This window comes from Flavobacterium sp. Root186, from assembly GCF_001428525.1.
GTDB lineage: Bacteria > Bacteroidota > Bacteroidia > Flavobacteriales > Flavobacteriaceae > Flavobacterium.
In genome coordinates, this window is the sequence record NZ_LMHW01000010.1 from 106325 (window position 1) to 120305 (window position 13981).

At 33.8% G+C, this 13981-nt stretch carries 24 protein-coding genes; all 24 read left to right on the top strand.

Annotated features, from left to right (window positions below; genetic code table 11):
• The first annotated feature begins 5 nt into the window (after nt 1–5).
• Entirely contained in the window at nt 6–431 is a 426-nt protein-coding gene (rplP, locus tag ASD98_RS04045) for a 50S ribosomal protein L16 (RefSeq protein ID WP_017495016.1), read from the top strand.
• Between the two features lie 12 nt (nt 432–443).
• Nucleotides 444–635 (top strand): 50S ribosomal protein L29, encoded by a 192-nt coding sequence (gene rpmC / locus ASD98_RS04050; protein WP_056200560.1) that lies wholly within the window; start codon nt 444–446, stop codon nt 633–635.
• A gap of 17 nt (nt 636–652) precedes the next feature.
• Nucleotides 653–913, top strand: a complete 261-nt coding sequence (rpsQ, locus tag ASD98_RS04055) for a 30S ribosomal protein S17 (protein WP_007803646.1) — start codon at nt 653–655, stop codon at nt 911–913.
• A 2-nt stretch (nt 914–915) separates the two neighbouring features.
• Nucleotides 916–1284: a 50S ribosomal protein L14 gene (gene rplN, locus ASD98_RS04060; protein ID WP_007803649.1), complete on the top strand. Its 369-nt coding sequence runs from the start codon at nt 916–918 to the stop codon at nt 1282–1284.
• A gap of 11 nt (nt 1285–1295) precedes the next feature.
• The gene (rplX, locus tag ASD98_RS04065; RefSeq protein WP_007803650.1) at nt 1296–1610 is read left to right on the top strand and encodes a 50S ribosomal protein L24; all 315 of its coding nucleotides are present in this window, start codon (nt 1296–1298) and stop codon (nt 1608–1610) included.
• A 2-nt stretch (nt 1611–1612) separates the two neighbouring features.
• Nucleotides 1613–2164: a 50S ribosomal protein L5 gene (gene rplE, locus ASD98_RS04070; RefSeq protein ID WP_012022484.1), complete on the top strand. Its 552-nt coding sequence runs from the start codon at nt 1613–1615 to the stop codon at nt 2162–2164.
• Nucleotides 2165–2167: 3 nt separating this feature from the next.
• Nucleotides 2168–2437 carry a 30S ribosomal protein S14 gene (gene rpsN / locus ASD98_RS04075; protein WP_031456037.1) on the top strand — a complete coding sequence of 90 codons (270 nt, stop codon included), beginning with the start codon at nt 2168–2170 and terminating at the stop codon, nt 2435–2437.
• Nucleotides 2438–2541: 104 nt separating this feature from the next.
• The gene (gene rpsH / locus ASD98_RS04080) at nt 2542–2940 is read left to right on the top strand and encodes a 30S ribosomal protein S8 (protein WP_029272051.1); all 399 of its coding nucleotides are present in this window, start codon (nt 2542–2544) and stop codon (nt 2938–2940) included.
• 18 nt (nt 2941–2958) lie between these two features.
• Nucleotides 2959–3501, top strand: a complete 543-nt coding sequence (rplF, locus tag ASD98_RS04085) for a 50S ribosomal protein L6 (RefSeq protein ID WP_056200562.1) — start codon at nt 2959–2961, stop codon at nt 3499–3501.
• 11 nt (nt 3502–3512) lie between these two features.
• Nucleotides 3513–3863, top strand: coding sequence for a 50S ribosomal protein L18 (gene rplR, locus ASD98_RS04090; protein ID WP_053470830.1), 351 nt, complete (start codon nt 3513–3515; stop codon nt 3861–3863).
• 3 nt (nt 3864–3866) lie between these two features.
• Nucleotides 3867–4391, top strand: a complete 525-nt coding sequence (gene rpsE / locus ASD98_RS04095; RefSeq protein ID WP_085950926.1) for a 30S ribosomal protein S5 — start codon at nt 3867–3869, stop codon at nt 4389–4391.
• Nucleotides 4392–4403: 12 nt separating this feature from the next.
• A complete protein-coding gene (rpmD, locus tag ASD98_RS04100; RefSeq protein WP_017495010.1) occupies nt 4404–4586 on the top strand; it encodes a 50S ribosomal protein L30 in 183 nt (60 codons plus the stop codon).
• A gap of 11 nt (nt 4587–4597) precedes the next feature.
• Complete coding sequence (gene rplO, locus ASD98_RS04105; RefSeq protein WP_017495009.1) at nt 4598–5050, top strand: 50S ribosomal protein L15; 453 nt, start codon at nt 4598–4600, stop codon at nt 5048–5050.
• A gap of 13 nt (nt 5051–5063) precedes the next feature.
• The gene (secY, locus tag ASD98_RS04110; protein ID WP_053470831.1) at nt 5064–6410 is read left to right on the top strand and encodes a preprotein translocase subunit SecY; all 1347 of its coding nucleotides are present in this window, start codon (nt 5064–5066) and stop codon (nt 6408–6410) included.
• 7 nt (nt 6411–6417) lie between these two features.
• Nucleotides 6418–6633, top strand: coding sequence for a translation initiation factor IF-1 (gene infA / locus ASD98_RS04115; protein WP_007136545.1), 216 nt, complete (start codon nt 6418–6420; stop codon nt 6631–6633).
• Nucleotides 6634–6645: 12 nt separating this feature from the next.
• On the top strand, nt 6646–6762 hold the full coding sequence (gene ykgO / locus ASD98_RS23665; RefSeq protein WP_002987490.1) for a type B 50S ribosomal protein L36: 117 nt from the start codon (nt 6646–6648) through the stop codon (nt 6760–6762).
• Nucleotides 6763–6764: 2 nt separating this feature from the next.
• Nucleotides 6765–7139, top strand: a complete 375-nt coding sequence (rpsM, locus tag ASD98_RS04120) for a 30S ribosomal protein S13 (protein WP_012022478.1) — start codon at nt 6765–6767, stop codon at nt 7137–7139.
• A gap of 8 nt (nt 7140–7147) precedes the next feature.
• Entirely contained in the window at nt 7148–7531 is a 384-nt protein-coding gene (rpsK, locus tag ASD98_RS04125; protein WP_053470832.1) for a 30S ribosomal protein S11, read from the top strand.
• Between the two features lie 89 nt (nt 7532–7620).
• On the top strand, nt 7621–8226 hold the full coding sequence (gene rpsD / locus ASD98_RS04130) for a 30S ribosomal protein S4 (RefSeq protein WP_029272055.1): 606 nt from the start codon (nt 7621–7623) through the stop codon (nt 8224–8226).
• Between the two features lie 21 nt (nt 8227–8247).
• A complete protein-coding gene (locus ASD98_RS04135) occupies nt 8248–9240 on the top strand; it encodes a DNA-directed RNA polymerase subunit alpha (protein WP_008464329.1) in 993 nt (330 codons plus the stop codon).
• A 36-nt stretch (nt 9241–9276) separates the two neighbouring features.
• Nucleotides 9277–9768: a 50S ribosomal protein L17 gene (gene rplQ, locus ASD98_RS04140; RefSeq protein ID WP_056200565.1), complete on the top strand. Its 492-nt coding sequence runs from the start codon at nt 9277–9279 to the stop codon at nt 9766–9768.
• Nucleotides 9769–10009: 241 nt separating this feature from the next.
• Entirely contained in the window at nt 10010–11128 is a 1119-nt protein-coding gene (carA, locus tag ASD98_RS04145) for a glutamine-hydrolyzing carbamoyl-phosphate synthase small subunit (RefSeq protein WP_056200567.1), read from the top strand.
• A gap of 101 nt (nt 11129–11229) precedes the next feature.
• Entirely contained in the window at nt 11230–12522 is a 1293-nt protein-coding gene (eno, locus tag ASD98_RS04150; RefSeq protein WP_053470835.1) for a phosphopyruvate hydratase, read from the top strand.
• A gap of 156 nt (nt 12523–12678) precedes the next feature.
• A complete protein-coding gene (locus ASD98_RS04155) occupies nt 12679–13956 on the top strand; it encodes a citrate synthase (RefSeq protein ID WP_056200570.1) in 1278 nt (425 codons plus the stop codon).
• The last annotated feature ends 25 nt before the right edge of the window (nt 13957–13981 follow it).

The window sequence follows — 13981 nt, forward strand, 5'->3', positions numbered from 1 at the left end:
GAAAAATGTTACAGCCTAAAAGAACAAAATACCGTAAGGTACAAAAAGGTAAAATGAAAGGTAACTCTCAAAGAGGGCATGAACTTTCAAATGGAATGTTTGGTATTAAATCTGTACATGAAGATGGAATGTTCTTAACTTCTCGTCAAATTGAAGCTGCGCGTATTGCTGCAACTCGTTACATGAAGAGAGAGGGACAATTATGGATTAAAATATTCCCAGACAAACCTATTACTAAGAAACCTCTTGAAGTACGTATGGGTAAAGGTAAAGGAGCAGTTGAGTATTGGGCTGCTGTTGTTAAACCAGGAAGAATTATGTTTGAAGTTGGAGGAGTTCCATTGTCAGTTGCAAAAGAGGCTTTACGTCTTGCAGCTCAAAAACTTCCAGTAAAAACTAAGTTCGTCGTTGCTAGAGATTTCGAAGCATAATTAATATTTATTATGAAACAATCAGAAATAAAAGATCTTTCTGCAGCGGAGTTGCAAGAAAAACTTAGTCAAACTAAGAAAGTATATGCTGACCTAAAAATGGCTCACGCTATATCTCCAATTGCAAATCCACTTCAAATTAGAAGTGTAAGAAGAGCGGTTGCAAGATTAGCTACAGAGTTAACTAAAAGAGAGTTACAATAATTGTATTCTGCTGAAAGATGGAAGAAAAAAGAAATTTAAGAAAAGAGAGAATAGGTGTTGTTACTTCAAATAAAATGGATAAATCTATTGTTATTGCTGAAGTAAGAAAAGTAAAACACCCATTATACGGTAAGTTCGTGTTAAAAACTAAGAAATACGTTGCACACGACGAAACAAACGACTGTAACATTGGAGATACTGTAAGAATTAGCGAAACGCGTCCTTTAAGTAAAACAAAATGTTGGAGATTAGTTGAAATCTTAGAAAGAGCTAAATAATTATGGTACAACAGGAATCAAGACTAAAAGTAGCAGATAACACGGGAGCAAAAGAAGTTTTAACTATCCGTGTTTTAGGAGGTACCAAAAGAAGGTATGCCTCTGTTGGTGACAAGATTGTAGTATCTATTAAAGATGCAACTCCTAACGGTAACGTTAAAAAAGGAGCTGTTTCAACTGCAGTTGTTGTACGTACCAAAAAAGAAGTGAGAAGAGCTGATGGTTCTTATATTCGTTTCGATGACAATGCATGTGTTCTTTTGAATGCTGCAGGGGAAATGAGAGGAACACGTGTTTTTGGTCCGGTAGCAAGAGAACTTCGTGAAAAACAATTCATGAAAATTGTATCATTAGCACCAGAAGTGCTTTAATTCGTTTTAAGATGATAAAGCTAAAAATAAAATCAGGAGATATCGTAAGAGTTATTGCTGGAGACCATAAAGGTGCTGAAGGTAAAGTTTTACGTGTTTACCGTGAAAAAAATAAAGCGATAGTTGAAGGTGTAAACATGGTTTCGAAACATACAAAACCAAGTGCTAAAAACCCTCAAGGTGGTATCGTTAAGAAAGAAGCTTCTATACAAATATCTAACATTTCACTAATTGATCCTAAAACTAAGGAAACAACTAGAGTTGGTATTAGAGTAGAAGGAGATAAGAAAGTAAGATTTTCAAAAAAATCTAATCAAGTACTATAGTAATGGCATATACACCTAGACTAAAAGAAGAATATAAGAGTAGAGTAATCTCTGCTCTTAAAGAAGAATTCGGATATACAAACGTAATGCAAGTTCCAAAACTTGAAAAAATCGTTTTGAGCCGTGGAGTTGGTGCAGCTGTATCTGATAAAAAACTTATTGACTATGCAGTTGATGAGTTGACAAAGATCACTGGACAAAAAGCAGTATCTACAATTTCAAAGAAAGACGTTGCGTCTTTCAAATTGAGAAAAGGGATGCCTATTGGAGCAAAAGTTACTTTACGTGGTGAAAGAATGTATGAGTTTTTAGATAGACTTATTACTTCTGCTTTACCACGCGTTAGAGATTTTGGTGGTATCAAAGCTACTGGTTTCGACGGAAGAGGTAATTACAATCTTGGAGTTTTAGAGCAAATCATTTTCCCGGAAATTGATATTGACAAAGTAAACAAAATTTCAGGAATGGATATTACATTTGTTACTACTGCAAAAACAGACAAGGAAGCAAAGTCATTATTGGCTGAATTAGGATTACCTTTTAAAAAGAATTAAGACATGGCTAAAGAATCAATGAAAGCCCGTGAGGTGAAAAGAGAGAAAACGGTAGCTAAGTACGCTGAAAAAAGAAAAGCTTTGTTAGAAGCTGGAGATTATGAAGGCTTACAAAAATTACCTAAAAATGCTTCACCAGTTCGTTTGCACAACCGTTGTAAATTAACAGGCAGACCAAGAGGTTATATTCGTCAATTTGGTATTTCACGTGTAACTTTCCGTGAGATGGCTAATAATGGATTAATTCCTGGAGTAAAAAAAGCATCTTGGTAATCTCGCAATAAGTTACTACTTTTGCAAACCAAAAAATAATTTTAATTGATTAAAGGTTCGGGAGGCGAGTGTCTCCCGAAAACCATAATCGCAATCAAATACATATGTATACAGATCCTATTGCAGATTATTTGACTAGAGTTCGTAACGCTGTGGCTGCAAACCACAAAGTTGTTGAAATTCCAGCTTCTAATCTTAAAAAAGAAATAACTAAGATCTTATTTGATCAAGGTTATATCTTGAGTTACAAATTTGAGACGAACACTGTTCAGGGTTCAATCAAAATTGCTTTGAAGTATGATAAAGATACTAAAGAGCCTGTAATTAAAGATATCCAAAGAATTAGTAAACCTGGTTTACGTAAATATGCAGGTGCTGCCAAATTACCAAGAATCCTTAATGGATTAGGAATTGCAATTGTTTCAACTTCAAAAGGTCTTATGACTGGAAAACAAGCGAAACAATTAAATGTAGGTGGTGAAGTAATTTGTTACGTATACTAATTTTAAAGACTAGATAAGATGTCAAGAATAGGTAAAAGCCCAATTGTAGTCCCTGCTGGCGTAACTGTAGAAGTTAAAGACGGTATTATTACAGTAAAAGGAAAAAAAGGTCAACTAACTCAGGAGTTTTCGGACGTAGATGTAAAAGTTGAAGGCGATCAAGTACAAGTAGAAAGATCGTCTGATCATAAAGACCAAAGAGCAAAACACGGATTATACAGATCATTAATCAATAATATGATTGTTGGTGTAAATGAAGGTTTTACAAAAGAACTTGAATTAGTTGGAGTTGGTTATAGAGCTTCAAACCAAGGTCAAAAATTAGATTTAGCTCTTGGATATTCTCACAATATTGTTTTAGAAATTGCTCCAGAAGTAGTTTTAGAAACAATATCTGAAAAAGGTAAAAACCCTATCGTAAAATTAACATCATTTGACAAACAACTTTTAGGACAGGTTGCTGCGAAAATCAGAGGTTTCCGTAAGCCTGAGCCATACAAAGGAAAAGGTGTTAAATTTGTGGGTGAAGTATTAAGAAGAAAAGCAGGTAAATCAGCTTAAAAAATAAGATTATGTCATTAACAAAATCTGATAGAAGACAGAGAATTAGATTCAGAATTAGAAAATCGATTAGTGGTACTGCTGCTAACCCAAGACTATCTGTATTTAGAAGTAACAAAGAAATTTACGCTCAACTTATTGATGATGTAAATGGAGTTACTATTTTAGCTGCATCTTCAAGAGAAAAAGAAATAGGAAAAGGTACTAACGTTGAAGTAGCTGCTGCTGTTGGAAAACTAGTTGCAGAGAAAGCGTTAAAAGCTGGGATCGAAACAATCACTTTTGATAGAGGTGGTTATTTGTATCACGGTCGTATTAAATCATTAGCAGAAGGCGCAAGAGCGGCTGGACTTAAATTCTAATATATTATGTCTAAATACAAAAATGTAGAATTGGTAAAACCAAGTGGTCTTGAACTTAAAGATCGTCTGGTAAGTGTTAATCGTGTTACTAAAGTTACAAAAGGAGGTAGAGCTTTCGGTTTTTCTGCTATTGTAGTTGTAGGTGATGAAAATGGAGTAGTTGGTCACGGATTAGGAAAATCTAAAGACGTTTCTGAAGCAATTGCGAAAGCAGTAGAAGATGCTAAGAAAAATTTAGTAAAAATTCCTTTGAATGGGCAATCTGTTCCTCACGAACAAAAAGGTAAATTTGGTGGTGCACGTGTATTCTTAATTCCTGCTTCTCATGGTACAGGAGTTATTGCTGGTGGAGCTGTTCGTTCAGTTCTTGAATCAGTAGGTATTCACGATGTATTATCTAAATCTCAAGGATCATCAAATCCTCATAACGTGGTTAAAGCAACTTTTGATGCTTTATTACAAATGAGAAGCGCTCACACTGTTGCAAAACAAAGAGGTGTTTCTTTAGAAAAAGTTTTTAAAGGTTAATTCAAGGAAATTATGGCTAAATTATTAGTAAAACAAGTAAGAAGCAAAATCAACTGTCCTCTTTCTCAAAAAAGAGGTTTGGAAGCTTTAGGTCTACGTAAAATGGGACAAGTTGTAGAGCATGATTCAAACCCTGCTATCCTTGGTATGATAAACAAAGTTAAACACTTAGTTTCTGTCGAAGAAGCTAAATAACAAATACTGTTATGAATTTAAGTAACTTACAACCAGCTGAAGGGTCAACGCACAATCAAAATAAAAGATTAGGTAGAGGAGAAGGTTCTGGAAAAGGTGGTACTTCTGCAAGAGGTCACAAAGGAGCAAAATCTCGTTCTGGTTATTCAAAAAAGATTGGTTTTGAGGGAGGGCAAATGCCACTTCAAAGACGTGTGCCTAAGTTTGGTTTCACAAACATCAATCGTAAAGAATACGAAGGTGTTAATTTAGATACGCTTCAATTATTAGTAGACAATGGTGTGATTACTGATTCTGTTTCTATGACAGATTTCGTAGCAAATCGTCTAGCTACCAAAAATGAAATCGTTAAGATTTTAGGTAGAGGAGAATTGAAAGCAAAATTAAAAGTAACTGCCCACAAATTTACTGCTACTGCAAAAGCTGCTATTGAAGCTGCTGGTGGAGAAGCTGTAACTATATAACTTATCTATTAAGATGAAGAAATTTATTGAATCAATAAGTAATGTTTGGAAAATCGAAGAACTGAAAAACAGAATCTTAATTACATTAGGATTGCTTTTGGTATATCGTTTTGGTGCACATGTAACGCTGCCTGGAATTGACGCAACTCAATTAACAGGTTTAGCGGGACAAACTAAAAATGGTTTAGGGTCTATCCTAGACATGTTTACAGGAGGTGCTTTCTCTAAAGCTTCAGTTTTTGCTTTAGGTATTATGCCTTATATTTCTGCATCTATTGTTGTTCAGTTAATGGGAATTGCGATTCCTTATTTACAAAAACTTCAAAACGATGGAGAGAGTGGTAGAAAAAAGATTAACCAAATCACTCGTTGGTTGACTATAGCTATTACACTGGTTCAAGGTCCAACTTATATCTATAATTTATACAGAACGTTACCTGGAAGTGCATTCTTACTAGGATTTAATTCACCTGAATTTTTGTTCTCTTCTGTAATCATTTTAGTCACTGGTACAATTTTTGCTATGTGGCTTGGTGAAAAAATTACAGATAAAGGTATTGGAAATGGAATTTCATTATTAATTATGGTTGGTATCCTAGCTCGTTTACCGCAGGCTTTTATTCAAGAGTTTACTACGAGAGTTACCAATAACAATGGAGGTCCAATGTTGTTAGTTATTGAAATTATTGTGTGGTTATTGGTAATCATTTCTTGTGTATTGCTTACAATGGCAGTGCGTAGAATCCCGGTTCAATACGCTCGTCGTACTACAACTGGCGACTACGAGCAAGATCTAGCAGGTGGTAACAGGCAATGGATTCCTCTTAAGCTTAATGCTTCAGGAGTTATGCCTATCATTTTTGCTCAGGCAATTATGTTTATCCCTGCAGCTGTAGCTGGATTGTCTAAATCAGACACATCACAATCTATTGTTGGTGCATTTAGTAATATGTTTGGTTTCTGGTATAATTTTGTTTTTGCAACTTTAATTATTGTATTTACATTCTTTTATACTGCGATCACTGTACCTACTAACAAAATGGCTGATGATTTAAAAAGAAGTGGTGGTTTTATTCCTGGAGTTCGTCCTGGAGCTGAAACTTCTGAATTTCTTGATAAAGTGATGTCTTTAATAACTTTCCCAGGATCTTTATTCCTTGCTTTAATTGCTGTGTTCCCAGCTATTGTTGTAAGTATTATGGATGTACAACAATCTTGGGCAATGTTTTTTGGAGGTACCTCATTAATAATTATGGTTGGAGTTGCTATAGATACTATTCAACAAATCAATTCATACTTGTTAAACAAACATTATGATGGTTTAATGAAGACTGGTAAAAATAGAAAAGCAGTAGCTTAATATATTTATGGCAAAACAATCAGCAATAGAACAAGACGGATCAATCATTGAAGCATTATCTAATGCAATGTTCCGTGTGGAGTTAGAAAATGGACATATTGTAATTGCTCATATTTCTGGAAAAATGCGAATGCATTATATCAAGTTATTACCTGGTGATAAAGTGAAACTAGAAATGAGTCCTTACGATTTGTCAAAAGCAAGAATTACTTATCGATATTAAAGGATATTCACTATGAAAGTTAGAGCATCAGTAAAAAAGAGAAGTGCCGAGTGCATTATCGTGCGTAGAAAAGGGAGATTGTACGTAATAAACAAAAAAAATCCTAGATTTAAACAAAGACAAGGATAATTATGGCAAGAATAGCAGGGGTAGATATCCCAAAAAATAAGAGAGGTGTTATAGCACTAACCTATATCTTTGGATTAGGAAAAAGTAGAGCTATTGAGATTTTAGAAAAAGCTCAAGTTAGCCAAGATAAAAAAGTTCAAGATTGGAATGATGACGAGATCGGAGCAATTCGTGATGCTGTTTCATTTTACAAAATTGAAGGAGAGTTACGTTCTGAAGTTTCTTTGAACATCAAACGTTTAATGGATATTGGTTGTTATAGAGGAATTCGTCATAGATCTGGTCTTCCATTAAGAGGTCAAAGAACTAAAAACAACTCTAGAACTAGAAAAGGAAAAAGAAAAACTGTTGCTAACAAGAAAAAAGCAACTAAATAATAAGTAATATGGCTAAAGCAACTGCAAAAAAACGTAAAGTTATCGTTGAATCAACGGGTGAAGCTCATGTTTCTTCGACTTTTAACAATATTATTATTTCTTTGACAAATAAGAAAGGTGAAGTTATTGCTTGGTCTTCAGCTGGTAAAATGGGTTTCAGAGGTTCTAAAAAGAATACTCCGTACGCAGCTCAAATGGCAGCAGAAGATTGTAGTAAAGTAGCTCTTGAGGCAGGACTTAAAAAAGTAAAAGTTTATGTAAAAGGACCAGGAAACGGACGTGAGTCTGCTATCCGTTCTATTCATAACGGTGGAATTGAAGTTACTGAGATTATCGACGTTACTCCAATGCCTCACAACGGATGTCGTCCTCCTAAAAGACGTAGAGTTTAATACTCAAAAATTATAGTATAACCTAGATTGAAAATAGATTATCGAAGGATAAGACCTGAATTCATAATCTCAATCTTAAACAATTCAAAATGGCAAGATATACTGGTCCTAGTACAAGAATCGCTCGTAAATTTGGCGAAGCAATCTTCGGAGATGATAAATCTTTCGAAAAAAGAAATTACCCACCTGGACAACACGGGATGGCTAAAAAAAGAGGAAAAAAATCTGAGTATGCTGTTCAGTTAATGGAAAAGCAAAAAGCTAAATATTCTTATGGAATTTTAGAAAAACAATTCAGAAATTTATTCGAAAAAGCATCAGCTACTAAAGGTGTTACTGGTGAAGTTTTATTGCAACTATGTGAAGCAAGATTAGATAATGTTGTTTTTAGAATGGGAATTGCTCCATCTAGAAGAGGTGCTCGTCAAATAGTATCTCACAGACACATTACAGTAAACGGTGAAGTTGTAAATATTCCTTCTTACCACCTTAAGCCTGGTGATAAAGTTGCAGTTCGTGAAAAATCTAAATCTTTAGAGGCTATCGAGCGTTCTTTATCAAATTCAAGTCATGTTTATGAATGGATTACTTGGAATAATGATCTTAAAGAAGGAACTTTTGTTTCTGTACCTGCGAGACTTCAAATTCCAGAAAACATTAAAGAACAGTTAATCGTAGAGTTGTACAACAAATAATAATTGACTTAGTCGAAATTTATGGCAATATTTAATTTTCAAAAGCCCGATAAAGTTATCATGATCGATTCAACCGATTTTGAAGGTAAATTCGAATTTAGACCTTTAGAACCTGGTTATGGATTGACAGTTGGTAATGCACTTAGAAGAGTTTTGCTTTCAGCGTTAGAAGGTTATGCAATTACATCTGTTCGTATCGAAGGTGTAGATCATGAGTTTTCTACTATTTCAGGTGTTGTTGAAGATGTTACCGAAATTATCCTTAATCTAAAACAAGTACGTTTCAAACGTCAAATTGAAGATATCGATAATGAATCAGTTACAATTTCTGTTTCTGGTAAAGATCAATTAACAGCAGGTGATTTTCAAAAATTTATCTCAGGTTTCCAAGTTTTGAATCCAGACCTTGTTATCTGTAATTTAGATTCTAAAATCAAATTGAATTTCGATTTAACAATCGAAAAAGGTAGAGGATACGTTCCTGCTGAGGAGAACAAAAAACAAAATGCTGCAATTGGAACGATTTTTACAGATTCTATTTTTACTCCGGTAAAAAATGTAAAATATGCAATCGAAAATTTCCGTGTAGAGCAAAAAACAGATTACGAAAAATTGGTTTTTGAAATTAAAACTGATGGATCTATTAATCCAAAAGATGCTCTTACTGAAGCTGCTAAAGTTTTAATTCACCATTTCATGTTGTTTTCTGATGAAAGAATTACACTTGAGGCTGACGAAATTGCACAAACAGAATCGTATGATGAAGAGTCATTGCATATGAGACAATTGCTTAAAACTAAGCTTGTTGATATGGATTTATCTGTAAGAGCATTAAATTGCTTGAAAGCGGCTGAAGTTGATACACTTGGTGATTTAGTATCGTTCAATAAAAATGACCTAATGAAATTCCGTAATTTTGGTAAAAAATCTTTAACTGAACTTGATGAACTTGTTGCAGTTAAGAACTTAACTTTCGGAATGGATTTGGCTAAATACAAACTAGATAAAGAATAATTCAATCCCGCTTGCGGGATTAAATTTAAAATAGCAATGAGACACGGAAAAAAATTCAATCACTTAAGCAGACAGACTGGACATAGAAAAGCTATGTTGGCTAATATGGCTTGTTCTCTTATCGAGCACAAACGTATTAACACTACTGTTGCTAAAGCTAAAGCGCTTAAACAATTCGTTGAGCCTTTAATCACAAAATCAAAAGAAGATACGACTCACAATCGTCGTATTGTTTTTGCATACTTACGTAGCAAATATGCTGTTACTGATTTGTTCAGAGATGTAGCTGCTAAAGTTGGAGACCGTCCAGGTGGATACACTCGTATCATTAAAGTTGGAAATCGTTTGGGAGATAATGCTGATATGGCAATGATCGAACTTGTAGATTTCAATGAACTTTACAATGGTGGTAAAAAAGAAGTTAAAAAAGCTAAAAGCCGTCGTGGTGGTAAAGCTAAAAAAGCTGAGGGTATTGCTCCTGAAGCTCCTGCAGCTGAATCAGAATCGACTACTGAAGCTTCTGAATAATTATGAAAGTAATGATTCTATAAAAATCAAGGATAAGCTAATTTTTAGTTTATCCTTTTTTTTTGATTTTTTTTAGAAGAATAAAATTTAACTTATTTTATTGTCAAGGTTTTATTTTTATGAATGAAAAATTTAAAAAATCTTGGCAGCGCTCTTTTAAAGAAGTAAATTTGCAAAATATCTAATTACAAATGAGACATCAAAGTTTCATAAGACGATTAAAAACAATACAAATTAAAGAATGAAATACACAACACGACAAAGCGCCATTTTATTACTAAGCGATGGAACTATTTTTCATGGTAAATCTATCGGAATCAGCGGTAAAACTTTTGGTGAAGTTTGTTTTAATACTGGAATGACCGGATATCAGGAAATTTTTACAGATCCTTCTTATTTTGGTCAAATTATGGTTGCGACTAATCCGCATATTGGTAATTATGGTGTTAATGATTTAGAAGTTGAATCAGACAGCATCAAGATTGCTGGTTTGGTTTGTAAAAACTTTAGCTTTAATTATTCTAGAGAAGATGCTTCTGGAAGTTTAGAAGATTACTTTACTAAACAAAACCTGATTTGTATTTCTGATGTTGATACAAGAGCTCTTGTAAGTTACATTCGTGACAATGGAGCAATGAATGCTGTGATTTGTACAGATGGAACTTCAATTGAAGATTTGAAAAAGGAATTAGCAAATGTTCCTGACATGGAAGGTTTGGAGCTAGCTTCAAAAGTATCTACAACTGAGCCATATTTTGTTGGAGATGAAAATGCAACATACAAAATTTCTGCACTTGATCTTGGAATCAAAAAAAATATTCTTAGAAACCTTGCAAAGAGAGACTGTTATATTAAAGTTTTTCCATATAATTCAACTTATGAAGATTTAAATTCGTTTAATCCAGATGGGTTTTTCTTATCAAATGGGCCTGGAGATCCAGATCCATTATTTGGAGCAATTGAAGTGACAAAGAAAATTCTTACAGAGGATAAACCTTTATTCGGAATCTGTTTAGGACATCAGGTAATTGCTTTAGCAAATGGTGTTCAGACTTATAAAATGTTTAACGGACATCGAGGTATCAATCATCCGGTAAAAAACATCATTACTGGAAAAGGAGAAATTACTTCTCAAAATCATGGTTTTGCTGTAAACAAAGAACAGTTAGATAATCACCCTGATTTAGAAATTACACATTTGCATTTAAATGATGGGACTGTGGCAGGTATGAGAATGAAAAATAAGAATTGTTTTTCAGTACAATACCATCCTGAAGCAAGTCCGGGGCCACATGATTCGTCATATTTATTTGATCAATTTGTTGAGAATATAAAACTAACTGTGTCTAAAACGATGTAGTTAATAAATAAAGGTGTTTAATAAAGAAAATACGTTTTTAATATTAAATATTTTTCTAATTTCGAAAAAAATCTAAAATCTATTAATAAAAAACAAAAATAATGAGTATTATAATTAAAGTTCACGCAAGACAAATTTTGGATTCCAGAGGAAATCCTACTATTGAGGTTGATGTAGTAACTGAAAACGGAGTTTTAGGTAGAGCTGCAGTTCCATCTGGAGCATCAACTGGAGAACACGAAGCTGTTGAATTACGTGACGGAGGTAAAGCTTATCTTGGAAAAGGAGTTTTGAATGCAGTGAACAATGTAAATACTGTTATTGCTGAAGAATTAGTTGGAACTTCTGTTTTTGAACAAAACACTATCGATCAATTAATGATTGATTTAGATGGGACTCCAAACAAATCTAAATTAGGAGCTAATGCTATTTTAGGAGTTTCTTTGGCTGCTGCAAAAGCTGCTGCTAACGAACTTGGGTTGCCTTTGTACAGATATGTTGGTGGAGTTTCTGCTAATACATTACCTGTTCCAATGATGAATATCATCAATGGTGGTTCTCACTCTGATGCGCCTATCGCATTCCAAGAATTTATGATTTTCCCTGTAAAAGCAACTTCTTTTACACATGCTATGCAAATGGGAACTGAAATCTTTCACAGCTTGAAAAAGGTTTTACACGACAGAGGTTTAAGTACGGCTGTTGGTGATGAAGGTGGTTTTGCTCCAAACTTAGCTGGTGGTACTGAAGATGCTTTAGATACTATCAAATTAGCAGTTGAAAAGGCAGGGTATACTTTCGGTGACGAAATTATGATTGCTCTTGATTGTGCAGCTTCTGAGTTTTATGTAAACGGTAAATACGATTATACGAAATTTGAAGGTGAAACTGGAAAAATCAGAACATCTGAAGAGCAAGCGGATTATTTAGCTGAACTTGCTGCTAAATATCCAATTATCTCTATCGAAGACGGTATGTATGAAGATGACTGGGATGGATGGAAATATTTAACTGAAAAAATTGGAAATAAAGTGCAATTAGTAGGTGATGATTTATTTGTTACTAATGTTGCACGTTTATCTACTGGAATTGAAAAAGGAATTGCTAATTCAATCCTTGTAAAAGTAAACCAAATTGGTACTTTAACAGAAACTATCGCTGCAGTAAATATGGCTAAAAATGCGGGTTATACTTCAGTAATGTCTCACCGTTCTGGAGAAACAGAAGATAATACAATTGCTGATTTAGCTGTTGCTTTAAACTGTGGTCAAATTAAAACAGGTTCTGCTTCACGTTCAGATCGTATGGCAAAATACAATCAATTATTAAGAATTGAAGAAGAGTTAGGAAGTACGGCTTATTTCCCAGGTTTAAACGCTTTCAAGATCAAATAATTGTAAGAGTTATATATTGAAAAGAAACCATTCGTGTTAACGAATGGTTTTTTTTTGGAGTTTTAACAAATTCATAGCAGGATTCTTTTTTTAATTAGTCTTAAATTCCTTAGATTTGATAAATTATTATTTTATAGAATTATTTCCGATTATATTATGTCAAAAATAGCTACATTAGAAGTAGATGGTCAAAAAATTGAACTTCCGGTAATCACAGGGAGTGAAAATGAATCAGCTATCGATATTAACAAATTACGTGATTTAACAGGTATTATTACAATTGACCCCGGATATAAAAATTCTGGATCTTGTAAAAGTGAAATCACTTTCTTAGATGGAGAATTAGGAATTTTACGTTACAGAGGATATTCAATCGAAGACTTAGCAGAAAAAGCTAGTTTTTTAGAAGTTTCTTATCTTTTGATCTTCGGAGAACTTCCAACCGCTAAAGAATTAGAGCAGTTCGAAAATGGTATTAAAAAACATACTTTGGTAAACGAAGAAATGAAAAATATCATTGATGGTTTTCCAAAAACTGCACACCCAATGGGAGTGCTATCTGCTTTGACAAGTGCTTTAACAGCATTTAATCCAAAAGCAGTAAATGTTGACAATGAAAAAGAAATGTACGAAGCCATTTGTAAAACAATGGGTAAATTTCTTGTAATTGCAACCTGGACTTATAGAAAATCTATGGGTTATCCTTTAAACTACTACGATAATACAACTGGTTATGTAGACAATTTTATGCAGTTAATGTTTAAACTGCCTACAGGACCTTATACAGCAAACCCTGTTGTAGTTGATGCTTTAGATAAATTATTTATTCTTCATGCAGATCACGAGCAAAACTGTTCAACATCTACTGTAAGAATGGTAGGTTCATCTCATGCGGGATTATTTGCTTCTATTTCTGCAGGAGTTTCTGCTCTTTGGGGACCACTTCATGGAGGAGCAAATCAGGCAGTACTTGAAATGCTTGAAGAAATTAATAAAGACGGTGGAGATACTGATAAGTTTTTAGCGAAAGCAAAAGACAAAAATGATCCATTCCGTTTAATGGGATTTGGTCACAGAGTTTATAAAAACTTTGATCCAAGAGCTAGAATCATTAAAAAAGCAGCTAAAGAAGTTTTAGAGACTTTAGGTGTTGAAGATCCGATTTTAGAAATTGCTAAAAAATTAGAAGCTGCAGCTCTTGAAGATGATTACTTCAAATCAAGAAATTTATATCCAAACGTTGATTTCTACTCTGGAATTATTTACAGAGCATTAGGAATTCCAACGGATATGTTTACTGTTATGTTTGCAATTGGCAGACTTCCGGGATGGATTGCACAATGGAAAGAAATGCGCGAAAATAAAGAACCAATAGGAAGGCCAAGACAAATTTATACTGGACATCCTTTAAGAGACTTTAAGTCTAATAAATAAAAAATCTAAAGCTTTACTTAACTGT